Below are 17,126 nucleotides of genomic sequence, written 5' to 3'. Positions count from 1 at the left end.
ATTCGCGTCTACACAAACTCTCACGTGCCTCCGCAGGTTGAAGAAATATAGAGAAGACCCGGCGAATGGAATTCGCGCCGACTTTCTTTTTCTATAAAAAATGGGGCGAGCCCAAAGCCCGCCCCACCACAAATTATGCTGTTGCTATTGATTAACCCAACAGCGCCTTAGCCTTAGCTACGACATTATCAACGGTGTAGCCAAACTTTTCTAATACAACTGGGCCCGGTGCAGAAGCGCCGAAAGTATCGATGCTGATGCTGTCGCCTTCGGAACCCAAATAACGTCCCCAGCCGAAGCTAGAAGCCGCTTCAACTGCTAACCGCTTGGTAACAGCTTTTGGCAGTACAGATTCGCGGTAAGCTGCATCTTGCAAGTCGAACAATTCCCAGCAAGGCATCGAAACTACTCGTACTTTCTTGCCTGCGGCGCGCAATTTTTCAGCGGCATCAACGCAGAGGTATGTTTCGCCGCCGGTGCCGATTAAAATGATGTCGGGAGTGCCACCGTCGTCGGACAAAGTGTAAGCGCCTTTGGCTGTTCCTTCGATCGAGCTTCCGGCCAAATTGGGCAAGTTTTGACGAGACAAAGCCATCAAAGTGGGACGTTTGGGGCTTTCAATTGCCACCTTGTAAGAGCCAGATGTTTCGTTACCATCCGCAGGGCGCATTACCAACAAATTGGGGATGGCGCGCAGGGAAGCGATGGTTTCGACTGGTTGGTGAGTGGGGCCGTCTTCGCCCAAGGCTACGGAGTCGTGAGTCATTACATAGATAACTCCAGCTTCCGAGAGTGCAGAGAGGCGAATTGCTCCCCGCATATAGTCGGCAAATACCAAGAAAGTTGCACAGTAAGGTATTAAGCCACCGTGTAGGATCATACCATTGGCGATCGCGCCCATAGCGTGTTCCCGCACGCCAAACCGCAGGTTGCGTCCTTCGTATTGACCTTTTTGGAAATCTTTTTCACCCTTGAGCAAGGTCATGTTAGAAGATGCCAAGTCAGCGGAACCACCGATTAATTCAGGTAGAACAGCCGCCAAAGCATTCAAACATTTTCCAGAATGATTCCGGCTGGAATCTGCCTTATCTTCCGGCTTGTAAGTCGGCAGAACTTTATCCCAACCTTCGGGAAGTTTGCCAGCAACCGTGCGCTCATATTCTGCTGCTTCTGCGGGATATTTTGCTTTATAATCAGCAAAAGCTTGATTCCATTCTTGCTCAGACCCGGCGCCTCGTTCGACTGCTTTGCGGAAGTGTGACAAAGCATCATCAGGAATTTCAAACGGTGCGTGTTCCCACTTCAAGAAATCGCGAGTTGCTTGGACTTCATCGTTACCCAAAGCAGCACCGTGAGCGCTGTAAGAATTGCGCTTGTTGGGAGAACCGTAACCAATGATGGTGCGGACTTTAATCATGGACGGTTTGTCCGTGACTTTTTTGGCTTCTTCAATAGCTTTGTGAACTGCTGCTAGATTAGTATCGTGGTCTAGAGCAGTATTATCTACTGTAATGACGTGCCAGTTGTAAGCTTCAAAACGCTTGCCGACATCTTCAGTAAAGGCTAAGTTTGTGTCGCCTTCAATGGAAATGTGATTGTCATCGTAGAGGGCAATTAATTTGCCTAGTCCGAGGTGTCCGGCCAAAGAACAAGCTTCGCTAGAAACGCCTTCCATGTGGCAGCCGTCACCCATGATGACATAGGTGTAGTGGTCAACAATGGTGTTACCGGGCTTGTTAAATTTGGCAGCGAGGTGAGCTTCTGCCATTGCCAAACCGACGGCGTTAGCAATACCTTGTCCCAGCGGGCCGGTGGTAACTTCGATGCCTTCGGTGACGAAGTTTTCGGGGTGTCCGGGGGTTTTGGATTCCCACTGACGAAATTGCTTGATGTCGTCGAGGCTGACGCTATCGTAGCCGGTGAGGTACATGAGGGCGTACTGTAGCATACAGCCGTGTCCGGCGGAGAGGACGAAGCGATCGCGATTGAACCACTTGGGGTTTTTCGGGTTGAACCGCATAAACCGATCCCACAGCACGAATGCCATAGGGGCAGCGCCCATCGGCAGTCCTGGGTGTCCTGATTTTGCTTTTTCTACCGCGTCGATGGCGAGAAAGCGGATAGAGTTGATGCAGAGTTCTTCAGTCTGTGATTGGGTTGCAACAGCCATAATTCTTGTTTTTATATCTAAGAGTGTGTGTGGTCGATTCTGGCAGAGGTGCGATGAGTCGAGTTCGATCGCCCGCTTCTCTGCTGTTCAGTTTCTGTGGAACTGCCGTGAGGCTGCACTACATATCATCTCACCACTTGCGATCGACAGACAACTTAATTTTTTAAGGTTTCGGCCGCTTTGATAGTTGACAGTTGACAGTTGACAGTTGACAGTTGACAGATTTTAGTCAACAGTCAAGGTCGGCCCGACGATCGCAAGTTTATCTTGGTTGTTTAAAAAATTCGTTTGTGTTGCCCAGTTATGATAAAGTGTAGTGTTTCTCACATTTTGCATTTTGCAGCTTTGTGACGAACAGGCAAGATGCCTGTTCCACAAAAAGTGAATTTTCTGGTGGGGTGGGCTGGCGAGCCAGCCCGAGAATAGTGCAAGATGTAAGATATTTGTAATTTTAACCAGGCAATAAGTAATGACTCTGAGTGAAGCCGAAGTCCGCAGTCAAAAAGTAGACGAACTGCGATCGCAAGGCATAGAACCGTATCCTAGCCAATCCTACGCGCGATCGCACACAGCCCAACAAGTTCGCGAAATATTTAGTCAACCAGGAAAAGAACTCGAAAACGGACAAAGCGACTCCGAAGAAATTTCCCTGCGATTAGCCGGCCGAATTATTTCCAAGCGCGACAGTGGCAAAATTGGTTTCATCGATTTAAAAGACGCTACAGACAAGATTCAACTGAAAGTTGAGAAAGCAATCGTCACAGGTGAAGTCGGTTTGAGCTTTGACCAAATTAAAAAATTGCTTGATGTCGGCGATTTTGTCGGCGTGGAAGGTATCGGCTGCCGCACGCCCCGGGGAGAACTTTCTATTTTAGTGCGGGAATTCACGCTTTTATCAAAAGCTACCATTCAATTTCCCGATGCTCATTACGGCATTAACGACCCCGAAGTTTGCCGTCGCCACCGCGAAATAGATTTAGCTAGCAACCAAGATGCGCTCAACCGTTTTATGCTTCGCAGCCGCATCGTTCAAAGCATCCGTTCCTATCTCTGGCAAGCCAATTTTTACGAAATAGAAACGCCGACATTGCAAGCAATTTACGGTGGTGCTGCTGCTAAGCCATTCATCACTCACCATAATGCTTTGGAGATGGATTTGTATTTGCGAGTTGCACCGGAACTCTTCTTAAAAAGAGCAATATGCGGCGGTTTTGAGCGAGTATTTGAATTAGGAAAAGCATTTAGGAATGAGGGAATTGACAGCACCCACAATCCCGAGTTTACCTCTTTGGAAGTTTACCAAGCCTATGCAGATGTTTTCGACATTTTAACAGTTGTCGAAGATGTGATGTGTTTCGCAGCGGCGGCTGTATTTGGAGATGTCCTCGAAATTGAAAATCAGGGGGAAACGATTAGTTTAGAGCGTAAGTTCGACTACAGCGAAAAATATCCCGGTTTTAGCGGCAAACACTGGCAAGTGAAAACGATGGTGGAAGCTGTCAGAGACGAGTTTGGGCTGGATTTTGACAGTTTGGACTTGGAAAGTGCGATCGCCTCCGTAACCAAGCTAGAACTGCACCTATCTAAGTTAGAACAACAGAGTTTAGGCTACGTGCTGTATGCGGTTTTCGACAAATTAGTTGTTCCCAAACTAATTCAACCGACATTCATCATCGACTATCCTATCGAAGTCAGTCCCTTAGCCAAAGGACACCGCAGCAAACCGGGATTTGTCGAGCGTTTCGAGCTGTTTATCAACGGCACGGAATACTCGAACGGCTTCTCGGAATTAAACGATCCAAAAGAGCAAAGAAAGCGGTTTGAGGAACAGCTAGCGCAGAAAGATGCAGGCGACGATGAAGCACATCCAATGGATGAAGATTTCATCCAAGCGCTATCTTTGGGAATGCCTAATTGTGCGGGAATGGGCATCGGTGTAGACAGATTGGTGATGCTTTTAACTAATACTCAAAGCATCCGAGATGCGGTAATGTTCCCGACAATGCGGCCGGTTAAAGATTGATGCAAGTGGCTTTTTTGACCGCGGATGTCTGCGGATGAACACAGATAAACGCAGATAAAATTCCATCTGCGTTTATCCGCGTTCATCTGCGGTTAAAAAAATCTTCTTTCCTATCACCGTATAAACGAACCGACAACACCGTTCAAATCTTCAGCCAAAGGATTTCCCAAAGCCTTAAACTTCCACTCGCCACCTTCTCGATAAACTTCTCCCATCAACATATTTAATTTGTCTTCATAGGAAGCATCACTTGACAATCGATAGCGAGCAATTTCTTTCCCGGCGGCATCTACAGCCCTCACGAAAGCATTTTCTACCATGCCAAAATGCTGTTTTCTCGCTTTCCCATCGTAAATATTTACGCCCAAGATAATTTTGTGATATTGTGCTGGCAAAGAGTTCAATTTCACCAATATTTGTTCGTCGTCTCCGTCTCCAGCCCCGGTGAGATTGTCGCCGGAGTGTACAACTGTTTTGTCCTTTGACTCCAAATGAGAGTAATAAATTACATCCTCTTTCTGAGTTTTTAATTTGCCGTTTTCTCCCAACAGCAAAGCGTAGGCATCTAAGTCAAAGTTTGCACCGCTGCTTCTGCCGAAAAGACCTGTTTTAGCTTTCGCTACATCCCAGCCCAAAGCTAATGTCAATCGGGACAAGTCGTATTCGCTTTTGCTGAGTACAATTGATTGTCCTTTTGTCAAGTTGATAGCCATAGTTTTGTGATTTTGTAAGGTTTATCGTGAAATATGGTTGGGATATAATACGGTTCAGTTAAGTCTGATCTCCCTGGCACCCCCCTTAAAAAGGGGGGAACAAGAGAGTTCTCAAAGTCCCCCTTCTTAAGGGGGATTTAGGGGGATCTCCGGGGAATAACAGATGAGAAGATTGGGCGGTTGAAACCGCCATCTGACCTTTTATATCGACCTTTTATCCGGCATACTTGTCTAAAAAACTTTGCAAGCCTGAATTGTAGCCTTGTCCGACAGCTTGGAACCTCCACTCGCCATCTTTCTTGTAAAATCTGCCAAATTCGATCGCAGTTTCCCTCGAAAAATCCTCATCCAAATCGTACTTCGTGATTTCTGTGTTAGTAGTGGTATCGTAAATCCTGATAAAAGCATTCCGCACTTGACCGAAGTTTTGCCTTTTCTTTTCTGCTTCGTTGATGGTGACAACAAACACAAGTTCTTCTACCGAGGGATCGATTTTGGTTAAATCGACTGTAACGGTTTCATCATCGCCAACTCCTTCCCCAGTTGTGCTATCTCCCAGATGTACTACAGAAGCATCGGGCGACTCTTTGTTATTGTAGAAAACAAAGTATTTTTCGCTGGGAATTTTGCCATCAGAACCCAACATAAACACGGAAGCATCTAAGTCAAAGGCCCCGCCTGTGTCTGAAGCATTGGTATCCCATCCCAAACCGATCCCGGCATTTTTCAGCCCCGGTGCTTCTTTAGATAGATTGATTCTCCCGCCTTTTTCCAAGTTGATAGACATTCGTCCTCCTATTCACAACATCATTGGCGTTACCGATCGCAATTATACCAACTGTCAGAGGAGCTTGACAAATTGCTGCTGGTACTCATCCTCTGACATCAGTTCTTGGGTGCTTTCCACCCTGTCTAAAAACATGATGCCATCTAAATGGTCGTGTTCGTGCTGAAAAATTCGAGCCACAAAATCAGTTAATTCTTGTCGGTGCAGTTTGCCATCTCTACAAGTGTATTCTATCTCGATCGCCCTACTTCTCGGCACCAATCCCCGAATCCCCGGAATGCTCAAACAGCCTTCCCAGTCTTTGACTGTCTCTGTTGATGCAGCGAGAATCTGGGGATTAATCATCGCTGTCGGTTCCATCTTCGGTGCTTGGGGATAGCGCAGGTTGGGGCGGGATGCGACGATGAACAGCCGATCGCCCATAGCGACTTGAGGGGCGGCAACCCCCACTCCGTGCGCGTGTTGTACGGTAGAGATCAGGTTGTCGATTAGCTGTTGAATGCGATCGGCCTTCACATTCTCCACAACTTGCGACGGTTGGCGCAGTACGGGATTTCCTAATTGAGAAATTTGCAAGATTTCAGGCATATTAATTAGTTGTTAGTCATTAGTCATTAGTCATTAGTCATTAGTCATTAGTCATTTGAATCAGTTAAATCCGTTACATAATCCGTTGCCGAACTGCCCTCAACATCCGTTAAATCCGTTACATAATCCGTTGCCGAACTGCCCTCAACATCCGTTACATCCGTTACGAAATCCGTTGCCGAACTTATCGAATTTTTTGCACCGGCAAACTCCCCGGTTTCACGCTCAAATTAACTATTTGCCCATTCCGATTAATCTCCATTTGCAACAGACCGCCAACCTTAGCATTTTGCACAAACTCCTGGACAGCTTCCGACTGAATAATCGGCTGATTGTTAATCTTTTGAATCACATCACCAGCCCGCAAACCTGCCGCCGCCGCCGGAGAATTAGGAACCACACTCACAATCGCCACACCCCGATCGACTGCAACTCGCAGACTGCTGCTAGCATTGCTGTTAATTTGCTGCTTCACCTCCGCAGTCAGCGTCGCCATTTCAATGCCTAAATAAGCGTGTTCGACTTTCCCCGTCGAAATCAGTTCCTGCGCTACCTGTTGGGCCGCCTGAATGGGAATCGCAAAGCCCAATCCTTGAGCACCTTGAATAATCGCCGTATTCATCCCAATAACTTCCCCCGAAGCATTCAGCAGCGGGCCGCCGGAATTCCCCGGATTGATTGCAGCGTCTGTTTGAATAAAACCGATCCGCTTGTCGGGTACGCCCACATCACTACTCGATCGCCCTGTAGCGCTAATAATCCCCGCAGTCACCGAATTGTCCAAACCCAAAGGATTGCCGATCGCGATCGCCCATTCCCCAGACAACAGCTTATCAGAATTGCCGATCGCCACCACAGGCAGAGCATTCGCCTCAATCTTCACCACAGCAACATCCGTCACCTTATCCGCCCCCAACACCCGCCCCTGATAGCCGCGGCCGTCCCTGAGAGTTACATTTACCGTATCCGCGCCCTCTACAACATGAGCATTAGTCAAAATCACGCCGTCAGCCCCGATCACAAAACCCGAACCAGTGCCCCGTTCAATCCCGCCCCGGCCGCCCGAATTCGGTTGTCCACCAAAAAAATCCTCCGGCGAAACCCCTCTATTTCCCGGTTTCACCTTGCGCGAAGCATCAATCCGCACCACAGCCGGGCCAACTTTTGCCACCGCAGCCACAATAAAATTCACATTAGCCGCATCGCCCGACAAGGCAGCAGGCGGCAATACTTTGCTAGCTTGAGGCTTAGTATTAGCAGGCACTTGCAATCTCGGTTGCTGCGCCCTTTGTCCCGAATCGCCAGAATTTGCACGTAATTGAGAAACCGACAGCCGATCGCCCAACATGGCAGCTCCGGCTCCCGTTACCAGCAGCAATATGTAAATTGCTGGTTGCTTCCAAAATTTGCCAGTAGAACTCTTCATCGCGACGTTTTAAGGCTTTCCTGCCAAATTTAAATATTTGCCTAGCGGTTCCCCGATAGTCTGGTTTGGGCCGCAGATCCGCAAAATTTTTGGGCGATCGGCAGACTCCCTTAAACTTTAACATCTGACGACTAAACTCTCTAGACTGTAGAATTAATCTCTTGAATGCCGATCGGCAAAGGTAAGCAGTGGACATTACCCTCGAAAGTCTGTGGAATCAGATACTTGAACGTCTCCAGGTACAACTGAGCAGACCTAGCTTTGAGACGTGGATCAAAACTGCCAGGGCCGAACAACTCGAAAATAACTGTTTGATTGTCAGCGCCCCCAACCCCTTTGCTCGCAATTGGTTGCAAAAATATTACGTCAAAATCATTGCCGATGCAGTTGAAGAAATTCTTGGCTATCCCGTAGAAATCTACTTAACAGTTGCCGGAGGAAATGAAACAGGTGGCAGCAATGACTCCGCCATGATTTGGCCATCTCCCATTGCCGATATCCCCGAAAGCCACTCGCTACACCCGCCTAAACCCGCCAATTTAAACCCGAAATACCTATTTTCCCGCTTTGTCGTCGGTTCCAACAACCGCATGGCTCACGCAGCATCCCTCGCCGTAGCCGAGTCTCCGGGCCGAGAATTCAATCCCCTATTTTTGTGCGGCGGCGTTGGTTTGGGGAAAACTCATTTGATGCAGGCGATCGGTCATTACCGCTTAGAAATCGACCCCAACGCCAAAATTTTTTACGTTTCTACTGAGAAATTCACCAACGATTTAATCGTCGCCATCCGCAAAGATAGTATGCAAACTTTCCGCGATCACTATCGAGCAGCGGATGTTTTATTAATAGATGATATTCAATTTATCGAAGGCAAAGAATACACCCAAGAGGAATTTTTTCACACTTTCAATACTTTACACGAAGCCGGAAACCAAGTCGTTTTAGCTTCCGATCGCCCGCCGCAGCAAATTCCCCGCCTGCAAGAGCGCTTGTGCTCCAGATTTTCGATGGGATTAATTGCTGATATTCAATTGCCAGACTTAGAAACAAGGATGGCAATTTTGCAGAAAAAATCTGAATATGAAAATATGAGGCTGCCGCGAGATGTGATTGAATACATTGCTTCTAGTTACACTTCCAACGTTCGGGAATTAGAAGGAGCTTTGATTCGGGCGGTAGCATATCTTTCAATTACCGGTTTGCCGATGACTGTGGAGAATATCGCCCCGGTTTTGAACCCGCAAACTGAAACCGTAGAGGCGACTCCCGATGCAGTAATTGCAGTTGTGGCTGAGGTGTTTGATGTTTCTGTGGAAGACTTGAAGGGTGTTTCCCGCAGGCGAGAAATTAGCTTTGCCCGTCAAATCGGGATGTATTTAATTCGGCAGCACACTACTTTGAGTTTGCCGAAAGTTGGCGAAGTGTTCGGCGGCAAGGATCACACGACTGTGCTTTACAGTTGCGACAAAATTGCTCAGTTGCGGAACACAGATCCAACTTTAGCCCAAACTTTGCGTCAATTGAGCGATCGAATAAACGTTGTCAGCCGCAAAACTTAATTACGTAGGGTGCGTCAGCCGGGAAAAATTCTCAGTCTGCCGTCAAGATATTCAGCCGGCTGACGCACCCTACAATCTACAATCACTACAATAACTGTGGAAAAACCTGTGGAAAATTAGCCCTCATAGTGTGGAAAACGTTACCCGATGGCCCAAAACAGTTTTTGTGGGAAAATGGAAGGGCGATCGACAGTACCAGCTTTTCCACAAATTTTCCACAGGCATTCATCAGCTACAACTCAAGCGCCACAACCAATTATTTTATTTTTCCACAGTTTCCACAGGGCGATCCCAAAAATAATTCAATAAAAAAAAGTGTTCCGCCAACTGTCAACTCTTCCTTGTTGCTTCTCTCAACTCTCAACTGCCAACTCTCAACTGCCAACTCTCAACTGCCAACTCTCAACTCTCAACTGCCAACTGCCAACTGCCAACTGCCAACTGCCAACTGTCAACTGCCAACTGCCAACTGTCAACTGTCATCAGCTTTCTGTGATACGATTTGCTTCTGTCTCAAATCCGGTTAATTAACCTTCCTCCCATGAAATTGGTTTGCACCCAAAGTGACCTCAACGCCAACCTCTCGTTGGTAAGTCGGGCCGTTCCCTCCCGCCCGACACATCCGGTACTAGCCAACGTGCTCTTAGTCGCGGATGAGGAAAATCAGCGGGTTAGCCTTACAGCTTTCGATCTCAGTTTGGGCATTCGTACCAGCTTTGCAGCAGAAGTGACTGGCGGCGGCAGTTTTACCATACCCGCAAAATTGCTCAACGATATTGTTTCCAGACTCCCAGGCGGAGAGATTACTTTAGAAGACGAAGCCGGGGATACCGTAGCTTATCTCACTTGCAGTTCTGGCAGCTACCAAGTCAGAGGCATGGGCCCAGAAGAATTCCCAGAATTGCCCGCCATCGAAGCCGGAACAATCCTCAAATTGCCGCCCGAAGCCTTGATAGAAGGACTCAAAGGAACTTTATTTGCTACTAGCCCCGACGAAGCAAAACAGGTACTAGCAGGCGTGCATTTAAAGGTACTAAAAGATTGCCTAGAATTTGCAGCCACAGACGGGCACAGATTAGCAGTAGTTCAAACTGCCAACGAAAAAGCCGCAGCCGAAGAAACCGCAGAAGAATTTGAAGTAACAGTCCCCGCTAAAGCATTGCGCGAAGTAGAAAGAATGCTAGTGATGCAGCAGTGGACTGAACCTGTTACCCTGCATTTTGAACAGGGTCAAGTAGTATTTGAATGGGCAGACCAGCGGCTGACCACCCGCACGTTGGAAGGCCAATATCCCGCATACCGACAGTTGATTCCACCCTCTTTTGAGCGGCAAATTACCTTAGAAAGGCGATCGCTTTTAGCCGCAGTAGAAAGAATTGCAGTTTTTGCCGACCAAAAAAATAATATTCTCAAATGTAGCATCGACGAGGAGAATCAGGAAATCACTTTGTCGGTAGATGCCAAGGATGTCGGTAGCGGTAAAGAATCAATGCCGGCACAGATTTCGGGAGACAGCATAGATATTGCTTTCAACGTGAAATACTTAGTTGACATTTTGAAAACTGCTCAGTCTTCCGAAATTCAAATGCAATTAAACGGTGCTCTTGCTCCTGTAATTTTTCAGCCTTTGGGCGGAGTCAATGCTACATTCTTAGTGATGCCAGTTCAGCTTCGAGCTTAATTGACAGTTGACAGTTGACAGTTGACAGTTGACAGTTGGCAGTTGTCAGTTGGCAGTTGTCAGTTGGCAGTTGACTCAAGCAACAAGGAAGAGTTGACAGCCGTAGGGTGCGTCAGTTTAGTAATTCTCAATCATTATCGAAAATCTCATATGGGATCTGTTTAGGTACGTTGTTGCGCTTTAGCGCTCTTATATATAGTAGCGCCCAAGCCCAACAATATACCTTGATTGAATGTGACAGTTGCGTAATTACTATACAAAAATACTTCACTCAATTCTGAACTGCCTTCAAATCAAGGGCAACAAAATTTCAAATTCCGTACCCGTACCGGGCGTAGAATGCAAATTTAACTTGCCTTTATGCTTTTCCGTCACAATTTGATGAGTAATTGCCAACCCCAAACCCGTACCTTTCCCCGCAGGTTTAGTAGTGAAGAAAGTATCAAAAATCCGTCGCTGAATTTCTGGCGCAATTCCCGGCCCGTTATCGGCAATTCTGATCGCTATCCAAGCGTTATTTTGATTTTTACCCGCTGCTTCTGGGCTGAAGTCCCCATTTTGGCTGGCGGAAGATTCCCTACGGGATAGCTGCGCCGCGCGTACTTTTGCATTTTGTCGATCGCCCAAAACATAATTTTGAAGTAATTCCGAATTCACGCAGTCTCCGTCAGAAGTGTCTATTACCTCAGTTTCAATCGTAATCGCAGGTACAAAACCTTTTTCTCCTTTTACCTCTTCCAAAGCATCGATCGCATTGCTGACGATATTCATAAATACCTGACTCAACTGACCAGAGTAACACTTGACCAAAGGCAAATCCCCATACTTTTTAACTACTTTAAACCCGTACTTAAGACGGTTTTTCATGATTAGCAGCGTACTGTCAATACATTCATGGAGGCTAGCTTCTTTCAAGTGAGTTTCATCCATGTGAGAAAAGGTGTGCAGGCTGGTGACAAGTTCCCTCAGTCTCTCTGATGAAGCCTTCATACTTTTGATAATTTCCACCCAATCTTCTTGCAGAAAATCAAATTCTATGTTTGCTTTGAGTGCGTCAATTTGTTCGTTAGGGCCGACAATTTGCTCGTAAGCAGACAGCAACTCCATAATGTCTTTCGAGTAGTTAGACAAAAAGCCGAGATTTCCGCTGATGCAGGTGACAGGGTTTCTAATTTCGTGGGCGACTCCAGCTACCATCTGCCCCAAACTGGCTAATTTTTCGGTTTGAATTAGTTGAGATTGAGTTCGCTGCCTCAGCAATTTTGTCGCTAATTCGTGAATGTTTGACTGGGCAACTAACAGTTCGCGTACATCTACCAAAGTATAAGTTTGGGGCGATACTTGAACCACAATCGGCTCGTAAAGCAGTTCTTTCGATCGCTGTAGGGACTTCCGGGCTGCATCCACGATTAAAGTATTGCTGGGAAAAATCAAAGTCTCAATTTCAGCAAAGCGGTATAAAGCCTTCACAGGTCGTTTTAAAAATAATTCTCTTCCAAAAGGACGGCTGAGAAATTCTAAAAATCTCCGCCGGGAAATCATGCCGACAAATTTACCTTGATTTGTCAAAATGACTCCCGGTAACAGCGGATTAGTTTCTAACATCTGGGAAATTTTTATCCCGAAATCCGTAGCTTCTACTTGAAAATCGTAAAGCGATAATTCTTGGAGAGTAGAGTCTAAACGAAGTTCTCCAGAGTCAGCTTCGGACGCGGGTTGGACTGGTCTTTCTACGCAGGAAGTATTTAACATAAATTCATCAGCACGCTTTTTTGGTGGTTTTTATTTGCCAGCAGACATTCAGTTACCAAAGGTCAGCAAATAAGTAGCTGAGTGCTTTGGCCAGCATCTCCCTGGCAAACTACATTTTAAATTACACAAAAAACTGTCTGTGGTAAATGGGATTTTACCACTCCAAGTATTAGGCAAGTTCGAGCATGACCGAGATAGATGCGCTCTGGCGATTATGCCTGACTTTATTTTATATCGGCTTGATGCGTATTAACTATTATTTGGAGTATTTAACTATTAGTTAACCTTAGACCAAAACCTTAACCTGTTGTTAACAATAAGCCGAAGGTACGGAAAATTATCATTAATTGATGATACAGGAAAACCATAATTGCGCGATGCTCAAATACCCCCGCTAGGTTTGCCCATAGAGTCTCGCCGTCTAAACAAGCTTGCAACTTTCATTATTTTTTCGTTGCAACAAGCCAATAGGGCGCAATTTGGCGAGGTTTTAATAAATCAAATTTTCATTAATCTATGCTATAATTCGCGCTAATCAAATTAACGATTATCCAATTTTTGGAAAAAATATCAAATGAATTTTAACGACTCTTATTCTAATGTTGAAATATAGAGATTGTGGGCGAGGATTGCTATGGAACTGACATTGCGGTGTCCGGCGCTGGAATCTGCGACTTTTAATGGTTGCTATAACATTGAGGACGATCGCCAAAAAGTTTCAACTAAATCTTAACTTAGCGCTGTCAAGAAGGTATGATCGACAGGGGTTATGCCAAAAACGTGCAACTAGATAGCAATTTACCAGTAGGTGATCGATGCAACCCGCCCTCACGAATCAGTTAAACAATGCTTTTACCCTGTTTCTCAGCTTGTTAGTAGAAGCAATACCTTTTCTGCTGCTGGGAGTTTTATTCTCAGGTTTGCTGCTGGGGTTTGTAGACGAACGCAAACTGGTATCCCGCATCCCCAAAAACCCGCTGCTGGGGGCTTTGATGGGCAGTTTGATCGGCTTTTTGTTTCCCGTGTGCGAGTGCGGTAACGTGCCCGTAGCCCGCAGGTTGTTGATGCAGGGAGTGCCCGCACCATTCGCGATCGGCTTTTTACTCGCGGCCCCCACCATCAACCCCGTGGTAATTTGGTCAACTTGGACGGCATTTCGCGATCAGCCAGAAATTGTAGTTTTGCGGGTAGTCTTTTCCCTGATTACAGCCACAATTATCGGCTGGGTGTTCAGTGCTCAAGCCGACTTGCGCCCTCTGCTACACCCCTCTGTAGCCCGCGCGATTCCCCTGCCAAAACCAGAGTTTTCCGAAAAAGAACTCGTCCAAGCCAACACTCCGCTACTGTTGCAGTCGGGAACATTTATGCTCGGTCAGCCGGGAGGGGCGGTGCCGATCGAATCTTTGCTAAAAGATGACTGGAAGCCCTTACAAACAGGCAAAACAGATAAAACCTCGAAACGTTCATCTATGTTTCACCCCGTTTCTAAAGAGCGTCTGCGCCTGCTTTTAGATAGTATGGTACAGGAGTTGCGCGAATTGGGAGGAGTTTTGGTAATTGGAAGTGCGATCGCCGCTATCATTCAAGTTGGCGCACCCCGTGAACTAATTCTCAACCTCGGCCAAGGCCCAGTTTCCTCGATTCTCGCCATGCTGCTATTAGCCGCAGTCGTATCGATTTGTTCTACTGTAGATGCTTTTTTTGCCCTATCTTTTGCTTCCACATTTACCAGCGGTTCGCTATTAGCATTTCTCGTATTCGGCCCGATGATTGACCTCAAAGGCATCGGTTTAATGCTGTCTATTTTTAAAGGTCGAGCCGTAATTTACTTAATGATTTTGGCAGCTCAGTTAACCTTTTTAATGACTCTCGCTGTTAACTTATATCTTGGTTAAAATTAGCCAGGATGCCTAACTAACAATAGATTCGCAATCACAAATGACAGTTGACCAATGACAGTTGACCAATGACAGTTGACCAATGACCAATGACTCTTGAAAAATGACTCTTAAAAAATGAACCTGAAAAAATTTAGCCCTTGGCTGGATGCCCTAGCTATCTTAGGGTGGGGAATATTGCTCCTAAAATATTGGATAACTGGCAAATTAAGCATTCTGATTCACCCGAATTACTTTGGCTTGACTGTAGCGGGAGGAATTGGCTTAATGGTGATTGGTGGGTTTAAAGTTTGGGAACTCTTAAAGCTCGATCGCGCCGCCAAGCAATCGCGGACATCCCCAGCCAATAAATCTCTCAGAATGACAGAAGTTGAACACGTTACTTTATTTCCCCCCAGTGTCGGCAGCACCTTAATGTTAAGCGTCGCATTAATCGGTTTAATCGTAACGCCGCGCACATTTACCAGCCAGACAGCACTCGAACGAGGCCTCACCGAATCCCTGCCCATCACCCGACTGCAACCGCAAGAATTTCGCAATACGACAAAACCCGAAAGGCGATCGCTCGTCGAATGGGTGCGACTGTTAAATTTCAATCCCGAACCCGATACATATAGAGGTCAAAAAGTCAAGGTTCAAGGATTTGTAATTCACCCGCCCAATATCGCAGAACAATATATGTGGATCGGGCGTTTTATCATTACCTGCTGCGCCGCGGACGCCTATCCGATCGGATTGCCAGTCAAATTAGCGATCGGTCAAACCCGCGCCTCCTTTCCCCCAGACAGTTGGCTAGAAATAGAAGGAGAAACGATCGTAGAAGAACTGCAAGGTAAGCGCAAATTAATCATTCAAGCATCCTCCCTCAAACCAATTGCCGAACCCAAAAACCCTTATGATTATTAGACGCGGATCAGGTTGCAGATTAAATTTTATCTCTTTGATTGTGGCATGGGCATCGCGCCCGTCCTTGTTAAGCAAGTTAAGATCGAGTAAAGTCAGCTACAACATTGGCAGCAGCATCCTGTAGCAGTTGCCAATAGCAAATTCAGGAACTAGACTCATAATTAAGAAATAAATTCTCACTATATGTCAGCAGAAAAAAAATTAGCTATCAAAGGTGCTGCCTGGACGATCGCCAGCTATGGAAGCAGTCAAATTATCCGATTTGGCAGCAACCTAATCCTGACACGCCTGCTTTTACCAGAACTATTTGGTCTAATGGGTCTAGCCTACGTTTTCATCACAGGTGTCAACCTATTCACAGACATAGGTCTGGGCCCAAGTATCATCCAAAACAAGCGTGGAGAAGAGCCGGAATTTGTCAACACCGCTTGGACAATGCAAGTTTTTCGCAGCTTATTTGTTTGGTTGTGTTTAATGATAATCACCTGGCCAGTTGCTAATTTCTATGGAGAACCTCGTCTCCAGTGGTTGATTCCAATCATCAGTATAAATACTCTAATAGGAGGGTTTAAATCTACTTCCGTATCCAGTCTCGAACGCAAAATGATCGTCAAGCAAGTAGTAGTTTTTGAGTTGGTTATACAGATCATTTCTACTACAGTGATGATTACGTGGGCATGGTTCGATCGCAGTATCTGGGCTATCCTCGCAGGGGGTTTTACAGGCTCTTGCTTAGAGTTAGTATGGAGCCATTTTTTGATTCCAGGCAAGTCAAACCGCTTCGCCTGGGATAAATCAGCAGCTAAAGAAATATTTTCCTATGGGAAATGGATATTTTTGTCTACGGTTTTATTTTTTCTATGTTCTCAAGCCGATCGCCTAGTTCTAGGTAAAATATTTAGTTTAACAATGTTGGGCATTTACGGAATCGCTTTTACCCTCGGCGATATGCCTCGCCAAGTGATCATCGCCCTCGCAGGTAGGGTAATTTTTCCCTCTATTTCGATGCTAGCAGACTTGCCTCGGGAAGAATTGCGCGCCAAAATCGTCAAAAACCGCAACTTGATTCTGATACCTTTGGCCATAGGCTTAGCAATTTTTGTGAGCTTTGGAGATCAGCTAATTTTAACACTGTACAGGAAAGAGTATTTAGCAGCATCTTGGATGATGCCAATCTTGGCTTTAGGTATCTGGCACACTACTCTCCACAATTTGATGGGTTCCTGTTTGTTAGCTGTCGGAAAATCTCAGTACGGAGCTATGGGCAATCTCGCAACTTTCTTGAGTATCGCTATTGGCATCCCAGTAGGATATCATTTCATGGGTAATTTAGGTGCGGTGATTGCTGTAGCTGTCGGCGACATTCCTACTTATTTAGTAATTAGCTACGGTCTTTGGAAAGAAGGGCTAACTTGTTTTTGGGAGGATATCAAGTTGACAGCACTGTTTTTAGGGGTACTAGCAATCATACTTGGTGTTAGAATGTCTCTGGGTGGCGGGCTACCGATCGATAAAATCTCACCGATGGATTTAATCCCAATCAATCAACTGTTTCAGTAAACAAAAAGGAGATTGTCTGTATGTTAGAGGGAAATAAAAGAAGAAAAGTAATGCACTTTATCT

At 46.1% G+C, this 17,126-nt stretch carries 14 protein-coding genes; 8 read left to right on the top strand and 6 right to left on the bottom strand.

All coding sequences use genetic code 11. The features are described 5' to 3' along the window. Positions 1-151: 151 nt before the first annotated feature. Positions 152-2,170 carry a transketolase gene (gene tkt / locus QUB68_RS10115; RefSeq protein WP_332991813.1) on the bottom strand — a complete coding sequence of 673 codons (2,019 nt, stop codon included), beginning with the start codon at positions 2,168-2,170 and terminating at the stop codon, positions 152-154. 29 nt (positions 2,171-2,199) lie between these two features. Between tkt and QUB68_RS10110 the strand changes: the two genes are divergently transcribed. Together QUB68_RS10110 and lysS are read left to right on the top strand one after the other, a co-directional pair. Continuing rightward, positions 2,200-2,337 (top strand): hypothetical protein, encoded by a 138-nt coding sequence (locus tag QUB68_RS10110; RefSeq protein WP_293290953.1) that lies wholly within the window; start codon positions 2,200-2,202, stop codon positions 2,335-2,337. Positions 2,338-2,639: 302 nt separating this feature from the next. After that, the gene (lysS, locus tag QUB68_RS10105) at positions 2,640-4,193 is read left to right on the top strand and encodes a lysine--tRNA ligase (protein ID WP_332991810.1); all 1,554 of its coding nucleotides are present in this window, start codon (positions 2,640-2,642) and stop codon (positions 4,191-4,193) included. A gap of 113 nt (positions 4,194-4,306) precedes the next feature. Here lysS and QUB68_RS10100 read toward each other — a convergent pair whose 3' ends face one another. From QUB68_RS10100 to QUB68_RS10085, 4 genes are all read right to left on the bottom strand, one after another. Then, positions 4,307-4,906, bottom strand: coding sequence for a TerD family protein (locus QUB68_RS10100; protein ID WP_332991808.1), 600 nt, complete (start codon positions 4,904-4,906; stop codon positions 4,307-4,309). A gap of 214 nt (positions 4,907-5,120) precedes the next feature. Beyond that, entirely contained in the window at positions 5,121-5,693 is a 573-nt protein-coding gene (locus QUB68_RS10095; RefSeq protein ID WP_332991806.1) for a TerD family protein, read from the bottom strand. Positions 5,694-5,747: 54 nt separating this feature from the next. Then, positions 5,748-6,281, bottom strand: coding sequence for a peptide deformylase (gene def, locus QUB68_RS10090; protein WP_332991804.1), 534 nt, complete (start codon positions 6,279-6,281; stop codon positions 5,748-5,750). 184 nt (positions 6,282-6,465) lie between these two features. Next, positions 6,466-7,707: an HhoA/HhoB/HtrA family serine endopeptidase gene (locus QUB68_RS10085; protein ID WP_332991802.1), complete on the bottom strand. Its 1,242-nt coding sequence runs from the start codon at positions 7,705-7,707 to the stop codon at positions 6,466-6,468. Between the two features lie 188 nt (positions 7,708-7,895). Between QUB68_RS10085 and dnaA the strand changes: the two genes are divergently transcribed. From dnaA to dnaN, 3 genes are all read left to right on the top strand, one after another. Further along, positions 7,896-9,266: a chromosomal replication initiator protein DnaA gene (gene dnaA, locus QUB68_RS10080; RefSeq protein WP_332991800.1), complete on the top strand. Its 1,371-nt coding sequence runs from the start codon at positions 7,896-7,898 to the stop codon at positions 9,264-9,266. A gap of 128 nt (positions 9,267-9,394) precedes the next feature. Then, positions 9,395-9,793 carry a hypothetical protein gene (locus QUB68_RS10075; protein ID WP_332991798.1) on the top strand — a complete coding sequence of 133 codons (399 nt, stop codon included), beginning with the start codon at positions 9,395-9,397 and terminating at the stop codon, positions 9,791-9,793. Positions 9,794-9,807: 14 nt separating this feature from the next. Beyond that, entirely contained in the window at positions 9,808-10,947 is a 1,140-nt protein-coding gene (gene dnaN / locus QUB68_RS10070) for a DNA polymerase III subunit beta (protein WP_332991796.1), read from the top strand. Positions 10,948-11,235: 288 nt separating this feature from the next. Here the strand turns inward: dnaN and QUB68_RS10065 are convergent, their stop codons facing one another. Beyond that, complete coding sequence (locus tag QUB68_RS10065; protein WP_332991794.1) at positions 11,236-12,699, bottom strand: sensor histidine kinase; 1,464 nt, start codon at positions 12,697-12,699, stop codon at positions 11,236-11,238. Positions 12,700-13,514: 815 nt separating this feature from the next. Here QUB68_RS10065 and QUB68_RS10060 point away from each other — a divergent pair. The 3 genes from QUB68_RS10060 to QUB68_RS10050 all read left to right on the top strand — a co-directional run bounded on the left by QUB68_RS10060 (position 13,515) and on the right by QUB68_RS10050 (position 17,063). After that, positions 13,515-14,594: a permease gene (locus QUB68_RS10060; protein ID WP_332991792.1), complete on the top strand. Its 1,080-nt coding sequence runs from the start codon at positions 13,515-13,517 to the stop codon at positions 14,592-14,594. A gap of 120 nt (positions 14,595-14,714) precedes the next feature. Next, positions 14,715-15,503, top strand: a complete 789-nt coding sequence (locus QUB68_RS10055) for a TIGR03943 family putative permease subunit (RefSeq protein ID WP_332991790.1) — start codon at positions 14,715-14,717, stop codon at positions 15,501-15,503. Between the two features lie 183 nt (positions 15,504-15,686). After that, positions 15,687-17,063: an oligosaccharide flippase family protein gene (locus tag QUB68_RS10050; RefSeq protein WP_332991789.1), complete on the top strand. Its 1,377-nt coding sequence runs from the start codon at positions 15,687-15,689 to the stop codon at positions 17,061-17,063. Positions 17,064-17,126 lie beyond the last annotated feature (63 nt).

It is taken from the genome of Microcoleus sp. A006_D1 (genome assembly GCF_036702805.1).
Taxonomy (GTDB): Bacteria; Cyanobacteriota; Cyanobacteriia; order Cyanobacteriales; family Microcoleaceae; genus Microcoleus.
The sequence above is the reverse complement of the archived record's forward strand: the minus strand, read 5'-3'. Positions and strand labels throughout refer to the sequence as shown.